Below are 18684 nucleotides of genomic sequence, written 5' to 3' on the forward strand. Positions count from 1 at the left end.
CTTACGAGTCCGCCCGGGTCAGGCGACGCAGCCGGGGGACCGGGATCCGGTAGTTGAGCGCCACGGCCGCCCCGGTGCCGTCGGCGCGGGACCAGCGCATCAGCGCCGGCTCGCCACCGGGTCCTCCGTCGGCGTACGCGGGTTCCCCCTCCGGCGGAAGGAGGCCCACCGCGGTGAGGCGCAGGCCGAACTGCTCGGTCCAGAAGTACGGCTGGAGCCGGAGCGGGGGCGCGTCCTGACCGTGGACGAGTGCCCTGGCGGCGGTCTTCGCCTGCTCGATCGCGCTGCTCCACAGCGGGAGGCGGCGCGGTCCGTCGGGGGCGGGGAAGGCCGCGAGGTCGCCGACGGCGGCGACATCGGGGCGGACCAGCCCGCGTACGTCGACCGGGATCGCACCGCTCGCGGCGACAGGCACCGTGTCCGCGAGCCATTGCGTGTGGGGGATGTCGCCGACGGCGGACACGAGCAGGTCCGCTTCGTGGACCGTGCCGTCGTCGAGTACGGCCCGGGCGCTCTCCCCCGCCCCCTCGACCCGTACCGGCCCCGTCTCCACGAGGGTGAGCCCCCGTTCCCGTGCGGCCGTGACGAGGACGCGGGCGAGGTACGGGCCGAGCCGGGCCGTGAGCGGCGTTCCCTGTGAGACGAGGGTGACCCGGCAGCCGGCGGCCAGGCACCCGGAGGCGATCTCCATCCCGAGCGGCCCCCCGCCGACCACGACGACCGAGGGCCTGGACGCCAGCCTGCCGCGCAGACGGCGGGCGTCGTCGAGACCCCGCAGGGTGAGCTCGCCGGGCAGTCCGGACAGCCGTCGCGCCCGGGAGCCGGTGGCGAGGACGACGCGGTCGTACGGCAGCGCGTTGCCGTCGTCGAGCGCGACGAGCCGGCGGTCGAGGTCCAGCCCGGTGGCGCGTACGCCCAGGAGTTCCGCCGCCCCGTGTCCGGCCGGGGGGAGTTCGTGCGATGTCATGTCGGCGCCGTCGAGCAGGACCGACTTGGAGAGCGCCGGGCGGCTGTACGCCGGGTGCGGTTCGTCGCCGACGATCGTCAGCTCGCCGTCGAAGCCGGTCTCACGGAGCGTGTCGGCCGCGGTCAGCCCGGCGATCCCGTTGCCGACGACCACGACGCGCCGCATCGTCGCGCCGCTCATGCGATCCTCAGCGCGGCGACCGGGCACACACGGACGGCGGCGTTCGCCGGGCCGGCGTCGGCACTGCCGATCTCCTCGTGATCGAGGACGAGCTCGCCGTCGTCGTCGAGGTGCATGAGCTGCGGTGCGGCTTCCTCGCACAGGCCGTGGCCCTCGCAGCGGGGGCGGTCGAGAACGATCCTCATGCGGGAACCACCTCCAGGACGGGAAGCTCCTCGATGCTCCGGGTGATGTTGCCGGGAACCCGGACCTCGGGTCCGACCACAAGGCGCCGCACGCGCCGGGACAGTGCCTCGATCACCGCGTGGGCCTCCAGCCGGGCGAGCCCCTGGCCCGCGCAGCCGTGCGGGCCGTAACCGAAGGAGAGGTGGTCGACGGGATTGCGCCCGACCAGGAAGGTGTCCGGGTCATCGAAGTGCCGGGGGTCACGGTTGCCGGCGCCGAACAGGACGGCGACCTGGGCACCTGCGGGGATCACGGTCCCCTCGATCTCCACGTCCCGGGTGGCGCGGCGGCCCCAGGCGTGCACCGGGGCCCAGAAGCGGAGCACCTCGTTGAAGACCGCCGGGACCAGTGACGGGTCCCTGCGGATCTGTTCGAGCCGGTCGGGGTGCGGGCCGATGAGGGCGACGATGTTGCCGATGGCGGCCACCGTGGTGTCGATGCCCGCACCGAGGTACTGGTGGATGATCGGGCCCGCCGTGCCCGGTGCGATGGCCCCGCGCGCCTCGGCGTCGAAGATGCCGCGTCCCACGGACCCCTCGGCCAGATCGGTCGCGCGGACGCGGGAGCACCAGTCGTAGAGCTCACCGGCGATCGGGAAGCTCTCCGCCGTGCGCCGGTTCATCGGACCGATGACCTGCATGGCGGCCTGGCCCCAGCGCAGCATGTTGTCGCGTGCCCGGCCGGTGAAGCCGATCAGGTCGGCGACGACCTCCAGGGGGAAGGCGCGGGCCAGGGCGTCGATCGCCTCGAAGCTGCCCTGTCCGACGAGTCCGGCGACCAGAGCGTCGGCCTTGGCCTCGATGCGTCCCTTCAGTCCGCGCAGCGCGCGTGGTGAGAGGTTCTCGGTGAGTGCGGCCCGCAGCTGGGTGTGCGCCGGCGGATCGGAGGCGAGCGAGGTGCCGCCGAGGGCCTCGTTGACCATCGGGTTGAACCCGATGGAGTCCGAGGAGAACGACTCCCAGTCGGCGAGCGCGCCGCGGATGGCTTCGTACCGCGTCAGCACGTGGACGTCGTTCTTCGGCAGATGGACGACTGGGCCCTGTTCCCGCAGCTCGGCGTAGACGGGATAGGGGTCGAGCACGACCTCGTCCGCGAAGAGGTCGATATCGGAGGTGCGTGGGGTGGTCATGCGTCCAGTGAAGTGGCTGCCCACACATCCAGCAAATGAATGATTGACATGCGGAGACATGCAGCTGATTGATGTTCACCCACCCTCCCCCGGCACGCTCGTCGCACGCTCGGATGAATATTTTTTCTGCATGTCTGTTTCATTGACGCAATGTAAAGTGAATGGCTACGGTGACGGCAGCCACCAGGTGCAACGCACCCACCCGTACATGTGAGGGCAGGCATGAGCGTCAAGACCAACACCGTGAACACCGTCCTGGGACCGGTGCCGACCGAGGATCTGGGCGTCATCTCGGTCCATGAGGCCCTGCTGTCGGTGGTTCCGGGCGCGGAGTACGCCTTCGACATCACCATCGACCGCGCGGAGGTCTTCGAGATCCTCGCCGCGAAGCTGACGGACTTCCGGACCCACGGCGGCGGCACGATCGTCGACAGCACCGGGATGTTCCACGGCCGGGACGTCCGGCTGTACGAAGCCCTCTCCCGCACGACCGGCGTGCACATCGTCGCGTCGACGGGACAGGGGCCGCAGGCGCTGCTCGGCGGCTACTTCCTCACGCCGCAGACCAACCCGCCGACGCCCTGGCCGGCCGAGAAGTTCGCGGACCTCTTCACCGGGGAGGTCACCGAAGGCATGGTCGTCCCGCGCGTGGAGCGACGCGGCGCCGCCGGCCTGATCGCCACCGCAGCGACCCCCGGGGGCATGACCGCGACCGACGAGAGCCTGCTGCGCGGCGCGGCCCGGACCGCCCGGCACACCGGCGTCGCGCTCTCCGTCCGCTACGGCGGCGACGCCCTCCACGACCTCGGCGTCGCCCTGGACGAGGACTTGCCGGCCGACCGCGTCGTCGTCGCCGGTCTCGACCGCACGGACGCCGTCGCCGCCGGCGCTCCCCAGGAGGTCGCCCGCCGCGGAGCCTACGTCGCACTCGACCACGTCGGTGTCGAGGACGATGACCACATCGGCGACGCCGAGCGGGCCGCACTGGTCGCCGGCCTCGTGCGGGGCGGCCACGGAAACCGGGTCCTGCTGTCGGGCAACGCGACCGGGGTGGCGAAGGGCCACGCCGGCAACGACCTGCCGTACAGCCACATCCTGACCACTTTCGTCCCGCTCCTGAAGACAGCAGGTCTCAGCGACGAGGACACACAGCGGATTCTCGTGGACAACCCGCGCGACCTGCTGTCGGTGCGCTGAGCGCGCCGACGCGCACGACCATCAAGTCTCTTCGTTCAAAGGTGAGTGCTGTGTCGAGAGTGAACACCGTCCTCGGGACGATCCCGGCCGAGGAACTGGGCCTCGTGGCCGTCCATGAGCACATTGGCTACGGCATGCCCGGCTCCGAGCTGGACACGACGTGGTGGAAGACCCCCGAGCAGCGGTACGAGGAGACCGTCCCGAAACTGCGCACGTTCCATGAGAACGGCGGCGGGACCTTCGTCGACGCGACCGGGATCTGCAACGGCCGTGACGTCGACTACTACAGGTCGCTGTCGGCGAAGACCGGCGTCCACATCATCGCCTGCACCGGCTTCGTCGGCGGCGACACCGCCCTGCCGCACTTCGCCCGGGCCGAAGTGGACTACCTGGAGCGGCAGTTCGTCCACGAGATCACCGTCGGCATCGGGAACACCGGCAGCCGCGCCGGTGTCATCAAGGTCGGAGTGAGCCGCGGCGGCCGCATGACGGACCTGGACAAGCGCATCTACCGCGCCGCGGCCCGTGCCTCGCTCGCCACCGGCGTACCGATCCTGACCCATCTCGCGATCGACGCCGAGAACGCCGTCGCGATCTTCGCCGAGGAGGGGCTCCCGCTGGACCGCGTCCTGTTCGGGCACGTCGACGACGGCGTGAACGCCGACAAGACGCGCGATGTCTGGATCGCCGAGCAGGGCGGCCGAATCGGCTTCGACACCTTCGGTTACGAGACCGAGCTGCCGGACCCTCCGTTCTGGGCACGCCCACGCAAGGAACGCCTCGACCACTTCCTCCGGTTCATCGGCGCCGGTCGGCTGACGCAGGTCCTCGCCTCCGCCGACGCCAACTGCTCCCCGCTGGGCTGGCCGGGCGTGAAGGGCCACAGCGTCAACTACATCTTCGAGGACCTCATCCCGGACCTCCGCGCCGCGGGTCTCGACGAGGCCGCGATCAGGACGATCTTCGTGGACAACCCGGCCGGCTTCCTCACCCTTCAGAAGTAGAGAGAACCACCATGCAGCTCTCAGACCTCAAGAACCTCAAGATCGCCATCGTCGGAGCCGGATACGGTGGTGCGTCGGCGGCCAAGGCCCTGAGCCTGCTCGGCGCGGACGTCAACGTCTACGAGCAGGCGAACCAGATCCGCGAGGCGGGCGCGGGCATCGGTCTGCGGCCCTCCACGATGAACCGGTTCCGGGAGTGGGGGATCTTCGACGCGATCGCGAGGGTGAGCTCGCCGAGCGAGATCTTCGAGATCCTCACCCCCACCGGCGATCCGATCATGAAAGAGGAGTGGCCGGTCGCCGGCGAGCAGACCCACACCCACCTCATCCACCGCGGTGACTTCATCGACGCTCTCCTGAGCGTGCTCCCCGAGGGCATGGTGCACCTCGGCCACAAGCTGGAGCGTGTCCGGGACGAGGGCGAGGGCGCCGTCCTCACCTTCGCCAACGGTGTGAGCGTCGGGGCGGACCTGGTCATCGGCGCCGACGGCATCAAGTCGGTCGTCCGCCGGGAGCTGTTCAGCGACAAGGAGCCGGTCTTCTCCGGCGAGCACGCCTACCGCGCCGTCATCTCCGCCGACGACGCCTACGGGATGGTCGTCGACGACAACCTCCGGATGTACATCGGCCGGGGCACGAAGATCTATCTGCTGCCCCTGCGCCACCGCAACCAGGTGTCGTTCGACATCACCGCCCTGTGTCCGGACGGCACCTGGGTCCCCGAGGTCACCAAGGAAGACCTCCTGGCGACGGTGGAGGGCTTCGACGAGCGCCTCGTGAACATCACACGCGACCTCGACATGGACACCGTGAACATCCGCGCCGTCTACGACATCGACTCGATCGACACGTGGCACTCGGACTCCGTCGTCCTGATGGGCGACGCCGCGCACTCGATGCTGCATCACCAGGGCCAGGGCGCGAACTCCGCCGTCGAGGACGCCGGTGCGCTCGCCGACGCCCTGCGGGAGGCGGACTCCGTGAAGGAGGCACTGGCCCTGTTCCAGGCCACTCGCAAACCGGTGACCGACACGCTGCAGGCGGTCTCGCGCCAGGGCTGGAGCGAGGACGAGATCGACGAGGTCTTCCCCGGGCAGAAGCCCGCCTCCGCCGGCGCGAAGGGCTGACGCCGTGACGCTGCATCCCGAGATCGCCGCGTTCCTCGCCGGCCTTCCGGCCCACGCCCCGGGCCCGCTCGACCCGGTCGCCATGCGCGCAGAGGACGAGGCACACGTCCCGCCCCTCGACGAGCGCCTGCCGCTCCACGCCGTCGAGGACGTGACGGCACGCACCGCGTCCGGCGAGGTTCCGGTACGCATCTACACCCCCACCGAGGGCGACAGCCACGGCGTACTCGTCTACTTCCACGGCGGCGCGTTCTTCCTCGGCAGCCTGGACACGCACGACCACATCGCACGCTCGCTGGCGAAGGAGACCGGGCTCAAGGTCATATCCGTGGGCTACCGGCTGGCGCCGGAGGCGGCCTTTCCCGCCGGTCTCGACGACTGCTACGCCGTCGTGCGCTGGGCCGCGGAGGAGGGCGAGAGCCTCCGGGACGGCACGACCCTCGCCGTCGCAGGCGACAGCTCCGGCGCCACCTTCGTCGCCGCGGTCGCGGCCAGGGCCCACGACGACGGCTTCCACGGAATCACCCACCAGATCCTCTACTACCCGTCGCTCGACCTGGACTTCGACGTCGACCGATACCCCTCCCTGCGTGAGAACGCCGTGGGCTACGGCATGGAGACGGCCGGGCTGAAGCCCTTCAACGCCTTCTATCTCGACAGTGGCGCCGACCCCGCGGACCCGCGCGTTTCGCCGCTCAAGCGGACGGACCTCAGTGGGCTGCCGCCGGCGCTCGTCATCACCGCGGAGCACGACCCGCTGCGCGACGAGGGCGAGCTCTACGGCCGGCGGCTGCGTGAGGCGGGTGGGGACGCGACGGTGAGCCGGTACGAGGGCGCGGGCCACGGGTTCGTCCAGCACTTCTCCTGGATCCCGGAGTACCACCGGGTGTTCGACGAGACGCGCGCCTTCCTCGGCCGGCACTGACCGGCCGCTCCGCCCCACGTACGAGTCCGGAAAGAGAAGACCATGTCGCACGCAGTCAACGTCCATCCCCTGTTCTCGCCGTGGGGCCGGTTCGGCCTCTACAGCTTCTTCATCGACGCACCCGAGCCCGCCGTGGTCGACACGGGGATCGCCACCTCTCCCGCCGAGGGCATGGCCCCCGCACTGGAGGCGATCGGCCGGCGCATCGAGGACGTGCGCTGGATCCTCCTGACCCACGGTCACATCGACCACATCGGCGGGGCACACGCCCTGTGGGAGCTCACCGGCCGGCGCGCGAAAGTGGTCATCCACGAGGCCGACGCCCCGATGCTCCGCTCACGCAGGGCCCATGTGGAGGAGTACCGCGCGGGCCGGGGCCGGTACCTGGGTGACTCCGGGGGTGAGGCGAAGGTCGCGGCGGCCACGCAGGCCGTCATCTCCGGCGAGATGGAGCCCTCCCTGCTCGTCAACGGCGGGGAGACCCTCTCGCTCGGCGGCGAGGTCACCGTCTCGGTGCACGCGATACCGGGCCATACCCCCGGGTCGGTCGCCTACTCCCTGGACGGACAGCGCTCGGTGTTCGCCGGCGACGCCGTGCAGGTCCACGGCGCCGCCAACGGCTTCCCCGGATACACGCACCCGGCCGCCTACCGCGCCGGCCTGGAGTACGTCCGGGACGAGCTCCGCCCACAGCACCTGTATCTCGGGCACCCCTACCGCCGCGCCGACGGCACCCCGTACGGCGTCGAACTCGACGCCGCGCAGGCTCAGGAGGCCCTCACCCAGAGCCTCGACGCCGAGAGCCGGGTCGGCGCCGCAGCCTGCGGCTGCCTCCGGGACGGGCTGCGGGAGACGGAGTCGCGGTACTCCCCCTTCGCTGCCGCCGCCGAGGAGCTCGGCTACACCGCCGACCCCGCGCTCGAACCGTCGCCGTTCTTCACCTCGATGCACGGCTACCGCACGCAGCACCACCAGAACTCGTAGCACAGGAGCACTCATGACCGACTTCCAGACGATCCGGGCGGGCGGGCAGAAGATCGCCGTCCGCAAGGATCTCCGAGTGCCGATGCGCGACGGTGTCGTGCTCGCCGCCGACACCTACAGCGGCGTCGACGAAAAGCCGCGGCCGGCGCTCGTGGCGCTCAGCCCGTACGGCAAGGAACTCCAGGCACTCGCGCTGACCACACCGCCCCAGCGGCGCCCCAGCCCGATGTGGGACGGCTGCATCGAGGCCGGTGACATCGCGCGGGTCGTCCAGGAGGACTACGTCCACGTCATCGGTGACCTGCGCGGTTCCGGGGCCTCCGGGGGCGAGCACATCGGCAACTACAACGCCGGTGGGATCCCGCTCGGCCAGGACGCCCACGACTTCATCGAGTGGGTGGCGGCACAGCCGTGGTGCGACGGGAACGTCGGCATGATCGGCATCTCCTACTTCGGCTCGATGCAGGTGCTGGCCGCGGCCGAACGGCCGCCGAGCCTCAAGGCGATCTTCGTCAGCGGCGGTCACTACGACTTCTACGAGACCACCTACCACGGCGGCGTCATGTGGTTCATGCCGCGCGCCGCCCGCGAGGGCCGCGGCGGCGACTCCGGCTGGGCCTTCACCGACGGCGTCAAGTCCCGCATGCTGGAGGCGTTCTCGCCCGAGGAGATCAGGGAGCGCGTCGCCCGGCGGCTCCAGGACCCGGACGTGGCCGCCTGGCCGAACCTCTTCCACGTGCTGAACTACCCGAAGAACCACGAGGCCTGGTTCGACATCGTCATGAACGAGGTCGACGGCGAGTGGTACGAGGAACGCAACCCCCTCACCCTCGCGCCCCGCATCGACATCCCGGTCTGGCTCCAGATCGACCAGGGCCGCGGCTGGACGATGGACGGAACCATCGAGACCTACCACGCGCTGAAGGGCCCGAAGAAGCTCGACATCGGCCCCTATCCGCCGATGCAGTCGCGCCCCTTCGTCGAGGAGCACGACAAGATGTTCCGCTGGTACGAGTACTGGCTCAAGGGCATCGACAACGGGATCATGGACGAGCCGGCCGTCACCGTCCACGTCGAGGGTTCGCGCGAGACCGTCACCGGCTCGCAGTGGCCGCCGAAGGACGTGGCGTACGAGTCGCTCTACCTGCGTCCGCGCCGGAAACTGTCCTTCGAGCCGGAGCTCATGGGCACCGAGCACGCCGCGCCCGACGGCTTCTACCAGGCGCCGCTGACGGTCACCGACAAGGTCGAGATCCTCGACTGGAGCACCGAGCCGTTCACCGAGCCCACCGAGATGATCGGCCAGGGCGCGGCGCACATCTTCGCGGAGATCGACCAGCCGGACACCAACTTCATCCTGCGCATGTGGGACGAGGCCCCGGGCGGCCGGCGTCAGCTCATCACGACCGCCTATCTGAAGGCGTCGCACCGCGAGCTCGACGTGGAACGGACCGCGGAGGGCGACCCCTACCACCCGCACACCCGCGCGGTGCCGGTCGAACCGGGGCGGATCGAGGAGTACGTCCTGCGGGTCTACCCGTTCGCGGCGACGTTCCTGCCCGGGCACAGGCTGGTCGTGGAGCTCTCCAACGACGAGCCGCTCGCCGACGCGCACAACGCCCTGCTGCCGCCGGACGCCTTCCACCTGCCGGTGGGCCGGCCCGTCACGCACAAGATCTACCGTGACGCGGCGCACCCCTCCCGGCTCGTGCTGCCGTTCACGAAGGCCGCTGCCCGGTAGGGCGTACGGCCGACAGGCCCTGAACCCTGCCGGGGTTCAGGGCCGCGGTGCGTCAGATGAAGTTCATGGCGGCGGCCCCGCCCACTCCCCCGAGCACCATGAACACCGGCATCAGCACCTTCAGCTCCACCCAGCTGCCGGCCCTGAACCGCATGGCCTTCGGCGGGCCGATCGGGTACCAGCGCTTGCGGCCGACCGGGATCGGCCACAGGATCGGGCAGCCCGAGACGGTCAGCGCGTCGCCGATGTCATGGACGAGGGCGCCGAGCACGATGGGCAGACCGAGCCAGAGGTATTCCTGGCCGGGGGCGCTGAAGAGCCAGTCCGAGCCGTTGCCCGGCTTGTCCAGGACGCCGGCGAGAATCCACGCGCTGGTCGCGCCGAGCAGCCACACCAGGACGTCGCTGGACACCCGGGCGGCCCGCCAGAGCAGACCCTCGACGGCGAGCACCAGGTGGACGAAGAGGATCGCCAGCACCGCCCACCGGCCGCCGGTGATCGCCGCGGCGGAGGCCCCCGCTCCTATCAGGACCGCCCACAGCCAGGTGTGGGTGAGTGTCCGGTGGCCGCCGCTGCGGTTCGAGTCGCCCCGCAGCTTCGTGGCCTTGTAGACGGCGTGCGAGAGCTTGTCGACGATCTCGCAGAGTCCGCGGGAGACCGGTCCGAAGGCACGCGAGATGGTCGCCGACTTGTGGTCGAGGTCCGGGGCGAGCGCCGCGCCCGCGGTGATCAGAGCGCCGACGACGAGCACGGGCCACGGCATGGTGTGGCCCGCGGCAGCCGCGGCCGCGCCCACCCCCAGCCAGGCCGCTGCCCCTGACAGAGAGTGTGCCGGTCCCATCATGGCTGTTTCCGCCCCCGTAGGTGTCGTGAGTGCGACAGGCATTGCCTGTGCGCGGGTTCCGGCCACCGTCGGTGCGGTGCGGCCGAGTTGAGAGGGCAGCGTATCGTCCGTGATCTTCGAGCCGTCGTCCGGTTCCCTCATCGGGGTGGAAGACAGGCAAGATGGGGGTGTGACCCTTATCGATCAGCTGCCCCCGACCGACGACCCCGACGCCCTCTTCGAGGCCTTCTCGTCATGGACCGAGACGCAGGGGATCACCCTCTATCCCGCTCAGGAGGAGGCGCTGATCGAGGTGGTCTCCGGGGCCAACGTGATCCTTTCCACCCCCACCGGCTCCGGGAAGAGCCTGGTCGCGGCGGGTGCGCACTTCACCGCCCTGGCCCAGGACAAGGTCACCTTCTACACCGCTCCGATCAAGGCCCTGGTCTCGGAGAAGTTCTTCGACCTGTGCAAGCTGTTCGGTACGGAGAACGTCGGCATGCTCACGGGCGACGCCTCGGTCAACGCCGACGCCCCCGTGATCTGCTGCACGGCCGAGGTGCTGGCGTCCATCGCGCTGCGTGACGGGAAGTACGCGGACATCGGCCAGGTCGTCATGGACGAGTTCCACTTCTATGCGGAGCAGGACCGCGGCTGGGCGTGGCAGATCCCGATCCTGGAGCTGCCGCAGGCCCAGTTCGTCCTGATGTCGGCCACGCTCGGTGACGTCCGGATGTTCGAGGAGGACCTCACCCGCCGTACCGGCCGCCCCACCTCCGTGGTGCGCTCGGCGACCCGTCCGGTCCCGCTCAGTTACGAGTACCGGCTGACGCCGATCACCGAGACGATCACCGAGCTCCTGGACACCCGGCAGTCGCCCGTCTACATCGTGCACTTCACCCAGGCCGCGGCCGTCGAGCGGGCGCAGTCGCTGATGAGCATCAACATGTGCACCAAGGAGGAGAAGGAGAAGATCGCCGATCTCATCGGCAATTTCCGCTTCACCACCAAGTTCGGTCAGAACCTCTCCCGTTACGTGCGGCACGGCATCGGCGTGCACCATGCGGGCATGCTCCCGAAGTACCGCCGTCTGGTCGAGAAGCTCGCGCAGGCGGGCCTCCTGAAGGTGATCTGCGGTACGGACACGCTCGGCGTCGGTGTCAACGTCCCCATTCGCACGGTGCTGTTCACCGCCCTCACCAAGTACGACGGCACCCGGGTGCGGACGCTGCGCGCGCGTGAGTTCCACCAGATCGCGGGCCGGGCCGGCCGGGCGGGCTTCGACACGGCGGGGTTCGTCGTCGCGCAGGCCCCCGAGCACGTCGTCGAGAACGAGAAGGCGGTCAAGAAGGCCGGCGACGACCCGAAGAAGAAGCGCAAGGTCGTCCGCAAGAAGGCCCCCGAGGGCTTCGTCGCCTGGTCGGAGACCACGTTCGACAAGCTGATCCAGTCCGATCCGGAGCCGCTGACCTCCCGTTTCCGGGTCACGCACACCATGCTGCTGTCCGTCATCGCACGTCCCGGCAACGCCTTCGAGGCGATGCGGCACCTGCTGGAGGACAACCACGAACCGCGCAGGGCGCAGCTGCGCCACATCCGCCGGGCGATCGCGATCTACCGCTCGCTGCTGGACGGCGGCGTGGTGGAGCAGCTGGACAAGCCCGACGCGGAGGGCCGCATCGTGCGGCTCACCGTCGATCTGCAGCAGGACTTCGCACTGAACCAGCCCCTGTCCACGTTCGCGCTCGCCGCGTTCGAGCTGCTGGACGCCGACTCGCCGTCGTACGCGCTGGACATGGTCTCGGTGGTGGAGTCCACGCTCGACGATCCGCGTCAGATCCTCGCCGCGCAGCAGAACAAGGCGCGCGGTGAGGCGGTCGGGCAGATGAAGGCCGACGGCATCGAGTACGAGGAGCGGATGGAGCTCCTCCAGGAGGTCACGTACCCGAAGCCGCTGAGCGAGCTGCTGTGGCACGCGTACGACGTCTACCGCCAGAGCCATCCGTGGGTGGGTGACCACCCGGTGTCGCCGAAGTCGGTGATCCGCGACATGTACGAACGCGCCATGACGTTCACCGAGTTCACGTCGAACTACGAGCTGGCGCGCACCGAGGGCATCGTGCTGCGCTATCTCGCGAGCGCGTACAAGGCGCTGGAGCACACCATCCCGGACGACATCAAGTCCGAGGACCTGGAGGACCTCATCGCCTGGCTCGGCGAGATGGTCCGTCAGGTCGACTCCAGTCTTCTCGACGAGTGGGAGCAGCTCGCCAATCCCGAGGTGGAGACCGCCGAGCAGGCACAGGAGCGGGCCGACGAGGTCAAGCCGGTCACGGCCAACGCCCGCGCCTTCCGGGTGCTGGTGCGCAACGCGATGTTCCGCCGGGTCGAGCTGGCCGCGCTGGACCGGGTCCGTGACCTCGGCGAGCTGGACGGCGACGCGGGCTGGGACGAGGACGCGTGGGGCGAGGCGATGGACGCGTACTGGGACGAGTACGAGGAGCTGGGCACCGGCCCGGACGCCCGCGGGCCGAAGCTGCTGAAGATCGACGAGGACGCGGAGCACGGGCTGTGGCGGGTCCGGCAGACCTTTGCCGACCCGAACGGTGACCATGACTGGGGCATCAGTGCCGAGGTCGACCTGGCCGCGTCCGACGAGGAGGGCCGGGCGGTCGTCCGGGTCACCTCCGTGGGCCAGTTGTGAGCGCGTCCGTACCGGTGGCGCCGCTGCGAGAGTGGAGAAGAACCGCATGACGAACCCCGCCGAGCGCCTGGTCGACCTGCTCGACCTGGAGCGGATCGAGGTCAACATCTTCCGCGGCCGCAGTCCCGAGGAGTCCCTTCAGCGGGTCTTCGGCGGGCAGGTGGCCGGGCAGGCGCTGGTGGCGGCGGGCCGCACCACCGACGGGGACCGGCCGGTGCATTCGCTGCACGCCTATTTCCTGCGGCCGGGCCGTCCCGGGGTCCCGATCGTCTACGAGGTCGAGCGGGTCAGGGACGGCCGGTCCTTCACCACCCGCCGGGTGACGGCCGTCCAGCAGGGCCGGACGATCTTCAATCTGACGGCGTCCTTCCACCGCCCGGAGGAGGCCGGCTTCGAGCACCAGCTGCCGCCCGCCCGGGTGGTGCCCGATCCGGAAGAGCTGCCGACGGTCGCCGAAGAGGTGCGCGAGCACCTGGGCGGTCTGCCGGAGGCGCTGGAGCGGATGGCGCGGCGCCAGCCGTTCGACATCCGCTACGTCGACCGGCTGCGCTGGACGCAGGAGGAGATCAAGGACGCGGACCCGCGCAGCGCGGTGTGGATGCGCGCGGTCGGCCCGCTCGGTGATGATCCGCTGGTGCACACCTGTGCGCTGACGTACGCGAGCGACATGACGCTGCTGGACGCGGTGCGCATCCCGGTGGAGCCGCTGTGGGGGCCGCGCGGCTTCGACATGGCGTCGCTGGACCACGCGATGTGGTTCCACCGTCCGTTCCGGGCCGACGAGTGGTTCCTGTACGACCAGGAGTCGCCGGTGGCGACCGGTGGGCGGGGGCTGGCGCGTGGCCGTATCTACGACCGCGAGGGCAATCTGCTGGTGTCGGTGGTGCAGGAGGGACTGTTCCGGCGGCTGGGCGGGCCGTTGTCCTGACGGCTCAGACGCCTGGCAGCGGGTCCTGTTCGACCTCGTGACGTCGGGTGCGGATGTCGGGCGGCGCCGGATGCAGTTTGGCGTCGCAGGACGGGCCGAGACCGGTGCGGCGTGAGGCCGTGCCGGTGAGCGGGCGTCCGCACATGCGACAGCGCACGAGGCGGCGGCCGGTGGCCGCGGCGGTTCCTGGCAGCGGTTCGGCGTCGGGGGCGGGTTCCGGGGACTCCACGCGTCGATCCTCTCAGGTGCCCGTCTACGCTTCGACGTCCCGACCGCGCACAACGGAGGAGTCGCACGTGCTCAGCGCCCTGAAAGTGATGGCCCTGCCCCGGAGCGGGAAAGCCGGGGACGTGGTCCTGCCGGGCGTGGCCCAAGGATTCCGTCACGTCGTCACCGACACGTCCCAGGGCCCGTTCCACGTGGTCGCGTATCTGGAGCGGGAACTGCCGCAGGGCGGGATACCGGCGTACCTCGCGGCGCGGAGGACGGGCGCACGTTCCTTCGTCCTGTGGGACGGCCCGGAGAGGCGCTCCCGGCTGGCCACGCTCGTCACCACCTCGGCGGGCGACGGCGTTTCGACGTATCAGGTGTGGGGCGGTCAGGGCGAACTCATCGGCACGCTCGTGCGGGAGAAGGCCCTGTCGGGCAAGGGCCTGCGGACGCGGTGGACGGTCTCCCAGACCGGCTGCCCGGAGGCGGTCGGGTTCAAGGGCCGGATCTTCTGGTGGTACGTGTGGTGGCTGCTGTTCCCCGTCCAGGTGGCCATCGGCGTGGGCAGTCTGCTGAGCGGCGGCGGTGATGTGGCGCGCGGACCGCGGCGCGTCATCTGGCGGGCGGGCCGCGAGGTCCCGTTGGAGTTCCGGTCCGACGAGGACGAGGTCCAGGTGCGGGCGCAGTGGGCGGACCTGCGGCTGGCGGCCGCCCTGTCGGCACTGATCAGGAGCTTCGACAGCTGGATGGGCACTCCCTGGGACGACGGGAAGTGATCCGTGTGTGCGTAGCCTGACGTCGCTCACCCCTCAGCGGCGCACGACCGGGCCGCGGCGGGCCCCGTTAGCCCATACGGCGGATACCGGCGGGCCGGGAGGCCCGCCCGGAGCGAGCCCTCGCGTCGTGGCCGTGCGCTGCCACGGATGGTGGTCGCACGCGGTGCTCCGCGGGTCGCGACCGCTGCCCCGGCGCTCGCGCCACAGGAGGTGGCAATGACGGCGGATCAGGCACTGGTGGGCATCGGGCTGATCGTGGTGCTCGCGGTCGGATCACAGCTGCTGGCGAGCCGGCTGCGCATCCCGGCGCTGCTCGTCCTGCTGCCGGTCGGCTTCACCGCGGGGGCGATCACGGACAACGTCGATCCCGAGCGGCTGCTGGGCACTTCCTTCTCTCCGCTGGTGTCCCTGGCGGTGGCGGTGATCCTGTACGACGCCGGTCTGGGGCTGGAGCTGAAGAGGCTCAGGGGCCACACGCGCCGGGTCGTGGTCCGGCTGCTCTGGCTGGGGACGCTGCTGACCGTGGTGTCCGCCGCGCTGTTCGCCGTACCGGTCCTGGACATGTCGATGCGGGCGGCGGTGATGCTCGCGGCGATCCTGGTCGTGTCCGGACCGACCGTCGTCGGGCCGCTGCTCAACTTCGTCCGGCCCACCGAGCGGCTGCAGCGCGTCCTCATCTGGGAGGGATCGCTGATCGACCCGGTCGGCGGCATCCTGGGGGCGCTCGTCTTCCACGGGGTCGTCGCGGGCGACCGTCCGGGGTTCGGCAGTGAGCTGGCCGGTTTCTCGGCCAGCACGGCGGTGGGCGTGGCGGGTGGCGCGGTCGGGGCCGGCGTGCTGTGGCTGCTGCTCCGTCAGGTGCGGCTGAGCGAGGAGCTGGCCACCTCGGTGCAGTTCGCCGCCGTGATCGGCGTGGCGGCCGGCTGCGACGCGCTGCGGGACGACACGGGGCTGATCTCCGCCGTCGTGATGGGGATGGCCATGGCCAATCTGCCGGGCGTGGACCTCCCTGCGCGGCGGCCCTTCTTCGACACCCTGGTCTCGCTGATCATCGGGCTGCTGTTCATCTCCATCTCGGCCACGGTCACTCCGGCGTCGCTGCGGCACGTGGTGCTGCCGTCGCTCGCGCTGGTCGCACTGCTCGTGCTGGTGACCAGACCCCTGGTGGCTCATCTCGCGACGTTCCGTACCGATGTGCCGCGCGGGGAACGGTGGTTCATCGGCTGGATGGCACCGCGCGGCATCGTCGCGGCGGCGACGGCCTCCACCTTCTCGGCCGAACTGGTCGACGACCACGTCGCGGGTGCCCAGCGCATCCTCCCGGCGACGTTCGTGGTGATCGTCGCCACGGTCACGTTGTACGGCCTGACGGCGTTCCCGGTGGCCAGGCGGCTGGACGTGCTGCGTCCGGCTCGCTCCAGGCCGCTGCTGGTCGGCGGTGCCCCGTGGGCGGTGGACCTCGCGTGCGCCCTGCGTTCAGCCGGTCTGGACGTCCTGATGTGGGCGGGCGCCGACGGTGAGCGGGCACGGATCGAGCAGGCCGGGCTGAAGCTGGCGCCGGGCGAACTCCTCGCGTCGGCCACCGGTGCCGGTGCGGAGCTCGAAGGGATCACAGGGGTACTGCTGCTCACCGACGAGGACGATTTCAACGCACTCGCGTCCACGACGCTCCGGGAGAGCGTCGAAGGCCCCGTCCACCGTCTCGGGCCGCCTTCCTCCCGCCACGGGGTGGTGGCTCCGTACACCGGTGGCGAATCCCTGTTCGGTGACGGGCTCACCGGGCGCGAACTGGCCCGCCGGTACGAGGCCGGGGCGCGGGTGGTGACGCGGGCCTCCGACGGCCCGGTGCCGGCCGGTCACCGACTGCTCTTCGTGGTGCGCCCGGACGGCCGGCTCACCCCGGTCACGGACGCGCTCACCCCGGCCCCGGAGCCCGGTGACACCGTGGTCCTGCTGAGCCCGCCCGCAGGCGCCCTCACGGTCTGAAGTCCGGGCGTCGGCCGGCCCCGGGCGGGCAGCGGTCCGCCCGTCGCCCTTCCCGGGCCGGGGACCGCTCCACCGCTGACCGCCGGGCCCGGCGTCCCCGCCCGGCCGCCTGCTGGTGCCGGAAGCCTGCCGCCGGGTGATGATCGAAGGGAGCCGGGCGCCCGTCCCCGGTGCCGCACGGCGGTGAGGAGGGTCCCCGATGCCGCAGGCCATCAGCCCGGTACGGTACGGCAGCGCGTTCCCGACACCCGACGAGCGGGCGGCACGCGGCAAGGCGGCCCGGCGTGCGGTGCCCCGGTCGAGCCATGCCGTGTTCGAGCCACCGGCCGGCCGGCCGGACCCGCTGGACATCCTTCGGGCGCAGTCGGCGGCCAGGGTGCCGGAGCTCGTCCCGATCCGCTACGCGCGCATGACGGAGTCCCCGTTCCGCTTCTACCGCGGGGCGGCCGCGATCATGGCCGCCGATCTGGCCGCCACTCCCGCGTCCGGGATCAGGGCCCAACTGTGCGGGGACGCGCACCTGCTGAACTTCCGGCTGCTGGCCTCACCGGAGCGGCAGCTGCTCTTCGACATCAACGACTTCGACGAGACGCTGCCGGGGCCCTGGGAGTGGGATGTCAAACGGCTGGCGGCCAGCCTCGTCATCGCGGGCCGGGCGAACGGCTTCAGCGACCGGGAGCGCGCCGCCGTCGTGCTGGCCGCGGTCAGGTCGTACCGCGAGTGGATGATCCGGTTCGCCGGCATGCGCCATCTCGACGTCTGGTACGCGCGGACGGACGCCGACCGGCTGCGCAGCGTGGCCACGGAGCAGTTGAGGAAGCGCGGCCGCAAGCAGGTGGACCGCGCCATGGCCAAGGCCCGTGGACGGGACAGTCTGCAGGCGTTCGACAAGCTCACCGAGGTGGTCGACGGGCGGCGCCGGATCGCCGCGGACCCGCCCCTGCTCGTCCCGGTCGCCGATCTGCTGCCGGACATCGAGCGCCATGCGTTCGAGGAGCAGTTCCGCCGGCTGATCGACGGATACGGCCAGAGTCTGGCGTCCGACCGGCGCAGGCTGCTGTCCGGCTTCCGGCTCGTCGACGTGGCCCGCAAGGTGGTCGGTGTCGGCAGCGTCGGTACCAGGTGCTGGATCATCCTGCTGCTCGGGCGGGACAGCGGGGACCCGCTCTTCCTGCAGGCCAAGGAGGCCGACACCTCGGTGCTCGCCCCGTACGCGGGCGCGAGCCGGTACCGCAACCAGGGCAGCCGGGTGGTCGCGGGACAGCGGCTGATGCAGGCGGCGAGCGACATCTTCCTGGGCTGGGAGCGGGTGGACGGGATCGACGGGCGGCCCCGGGACTTCTACATCCGCCAGCTGCGCGACTGGAAGGGCATCGTCCAGCCCGAGTTGATGGTCCCGCGCGGGCTCGGTGTCTTCGGAGAGGTCTGCGGGGCGACTCTGGCCCGTGCCCACGCCCGGTCCGGGGACCGGATCGCGATCGCGGCGTACCTGGGCCGGGGCGAGGTGTTCGACCGGGCACTCCAGCAGTTCGCGGAGTCGTACGCCGACCGCAACGAGCGCGACCACCAGGCGCTGGTCGACGCGGTAGGGTCCGGCCGGCTGCCCTCGGCCGAACCGGCCGGTGCGGGAGCCTGACCCCGCGGGCCTCCCTCCGGCTCCCTGCGCGCCGCACCCGCACAGTGCGGACATATCAGCCAAGTCACCATATCGTGGTATCACCTTGGGGACGCCTTGAGGACAGGGCTTCACCCAGGGATTCCCGATGCCGAGGAGACAA

At 70.8% G+C, this 18684-nt stretch carries 16 protein-coding genes; 11 read left to right on the plus strand and 5 right to left on the minus strand.

Features of this window, described 5'->3' with window-relative positions; translation table 11 throughout:
• Nucleotide 1: 1 nt before the first annotated feature.
• Genes ACGFZA_RS29395 through ACGFZA_RS29405 form a run of 3 tightly spaced genes read right to left on the minus strand, consistent with a single transcriptional unit; the run spans nt 2 to nt 2501 of the window.
• Nucleotides 2-1147 (minus strand): NAD(P)/FAD-dependent oxidoreductase, encoded by a 1146-nt coding sequence (locus ACGFZA_RS29395; RefSeq protein WP_393683042.1) that lies wholly within the window; start codon nt 1145-1147, stop codon nt 2-4.
• The gene (locus ACGFZA_RS29400) at nt 1144-1332 is read right to left on the minus strand and encodes a ferredoxin (RefSeq protein WP_393683044.1); all 189 of its coding nucleotides are present in this window, start codon (nt 1330-1332) and stop codon (nt 1144-1146) included. The genes ACGFZA_RS29395 and ACGFZA_RS29400 overlap by 4 nt, the downstream gene beginning before the upstream one ends.
• Nucleotides 1329-2501, minus strand: a complete 1173-nt coding sequence (locus ACGFZA_RS29405; protein ID WP_393683046.1) for a cytochrome P450 — start codon at nt 2499-2501, stop codon at nt 1329-1331. The genes ACGFZA_RS29400 and ACGFZA_RS29405 overlap by 4 nt, the downstream gene beginning before the upstream one ends.
• Nucleotides 2502-2723: 222 nt before the next feature.
• On the opposite strand from ACGFZA_RS29405, the gene ACGFZA_RS29410 reads away from it, so the two are divergent.
• The 6 genes from ACGFZA_RS29410 to ACGFZA_RS29435 are packed head-to-tail and all read left to right on the plus strand — an operon-like array spanning nt 2724 to nt 9479.
• Nucleotides 2724-3698, plus strand: coding sequence for a phosphotriesterase (locus ACGFZA_RS29410; RefSeq protein ID WP_393683048.1), 975 nt, complete (start codon nt 2724-2726; stop codon nt 3696-3698).
• A gap of 50 nt (nt 3699-3748) precedes the next feature.
• Nucleotides 3749-4702: a phosphotriesterase gene (locus tag ACGFZA_RS29415; RefSeq protein WP_393683050.1), complete on the plus strand. Its 954-nt coding sequence runs from the start codon at nt 3749-3751 to the stop codon at nt 4700-4702.
• An 11-nt stretch (nt 4703-4713) separates the two neighbouring features.
• Nucleotides 4714-5829, plus strand: a complete 1116-nt coding sequence (locus tag ACGFZA_RS29420; RefSeq protein WP_393683052.1) for an FAD-dependent monooxygenase — start codon at nt 4714-4716, stop codon at nt 5827-5829.
• A gap of 4 nt (nt 5830-5833) precedes the next feature.
• Nucleotides 5834-6754: an alpha/beta hydrolase gene (locus ACGFZA_RS29425; RefSeq protein ID WP_393683054.1), complete on the plus strand. Its 921-nt coding sequence runs from the start codon at nt 5834-5836 to the stop codon at nt 6752-6754.
• A gap of 42 nt (nt 6755-6796) precedes the next feature.
• On the plus strand, nt 6797-7738 hold the full coding sequence (locus ACGFZA_RS29430) for an MBL fold metallo-hydrolase (protein WP_393683056.1): 942 nt from the start codon (nt 6797-6799) through the stop codon (nt 7736-7738).
• A 13-nt stretch (nt 7739-7751) separates the two neighbouring features.
• Nucleotides 7752-9479 (plus strand): CocE/NonD family hydrolase, encoded by a 1728-nt coding sequence (locus ACGFZA_RS29435; RefSeq protein WP_393683058.1) that lies wholly within the window; start codon nt 7752-7754, stop codon nt 9477-9479.
• 52 nt (nt 9480-9531) lie between these two features.
• Here the strand turns inward: ACGFZA_RS29435 and ACGFZA_RS29440 are convergent, their stop codons facing one another.
• A complete protein-coding gene (locus ACGFZA_RS29440) occupies nt 9532-10323 on the minus strand; it encodes a metal-dependent hydrolase (RefSeq protein WP_385276444.1) in 792 nt (263 codons plus the stop codon).
• 169 nt (nt 10324-10492) lie between these two features.
• On the opposite strand from ACGFZA_RS29440, the gene ACGFZA_RS29445 reads away from it, so the two are divergent.
• Nucleotides 10493-13006, plus strand: a complete 2514-nt coding sequence (locus ACGFZA_RS29445) for a DEAD/DEAH box helicase (protein WP_385276441.1) — start codon at nt 10493-10495, stop codon at nt 13004-13006.
• Between the two features lie 46 nt (nt 13007-13052).
• Nucleotides 13053-13934 carry an acyl-CoA thioesterase gene (locus tag ACGFZA_RS29450; RefSeq protein ID WP_393683060.1) on the plus strand — a complete coding sequence of 294 codons (882 nt, stop codon included), beginning with the start codon at nt 13053-13055 and terminating at the stop codon, nt 13932-13934.
• A gap of 4 nt (nt 13935-13938) precedes the next feature.
• Here ACGFZA_RS29450 and ACGFZA_RS29455 read toward each other — a convergent pair whose 3' ends face one another.
• Nucleotides 13939-14163 (minus strand): DUF6011 domain-containing protein, encoded by a 225-nt coding sequence (locus tag ACGFZA_RS29455; RefSeq protein WP_385276435.1) that lies wholly within the window; start codon nt 14161-14163, stop codon nt 13939-13941.
• Between the two features lie 67 nt (nt 14164-14230).
• Here ACGFZA_RS29455 and ACGFZA_RS29460 point away from each other — a divergent pair, with 67 nt between their 5' ends.
• From ACGFZA_RS29460 to ACGFZA_RS29470, 3 genes are all read left to right on the plus strand, one after another.
• The gene (locus ACGFZA_RS29460) at nt 14231-14920 is read left to right on the plus strand and encodes a hypothetical protein (RefSeq protein ID WP_385276432.1); all 690 of its coding nucleotides are present in this window, start codon (nt 14231-14233) and stop codon (nt 14918-14920) included.
• Nucleotides 14921-15136: 216 nt separating this feature from the next.
• A complete protein-coding gene (locus ACGFZA_RS29465; protein WP_385276429.1) occupies nt 15137-16906 on the plus strand; it encodes a cation:proton antiporter in 1770 nt (589 codons plus the stop codon).
• A 199-nt stretch (nt 16907-17105) separates the two neighbouring features.
• The gene (locus tag ACGFZA_RS29470) at nt 17106-18542 is read left to right on the plus strand and encodes a DUF2252 domain-containing protein (RefSeq protein WP_393683063.1); all 1437 of its coding nucleotides are present in this window, start codon (nt 17106-17108) and stop codon (nt 18540-18542) included.
• Nucleotides 18543-18684: the final 142 nt, after the last annotated feature.

It is taken from the genome of Streptomyces sp. NPDC048211, assembly GCF_043202315.1.
Taxonomy (GTDB): domain Bacteria; phylum Actinomycetota; class Actinomycetes; order Streptomycetales; family Streptomycetaceae; genus Streptomyces.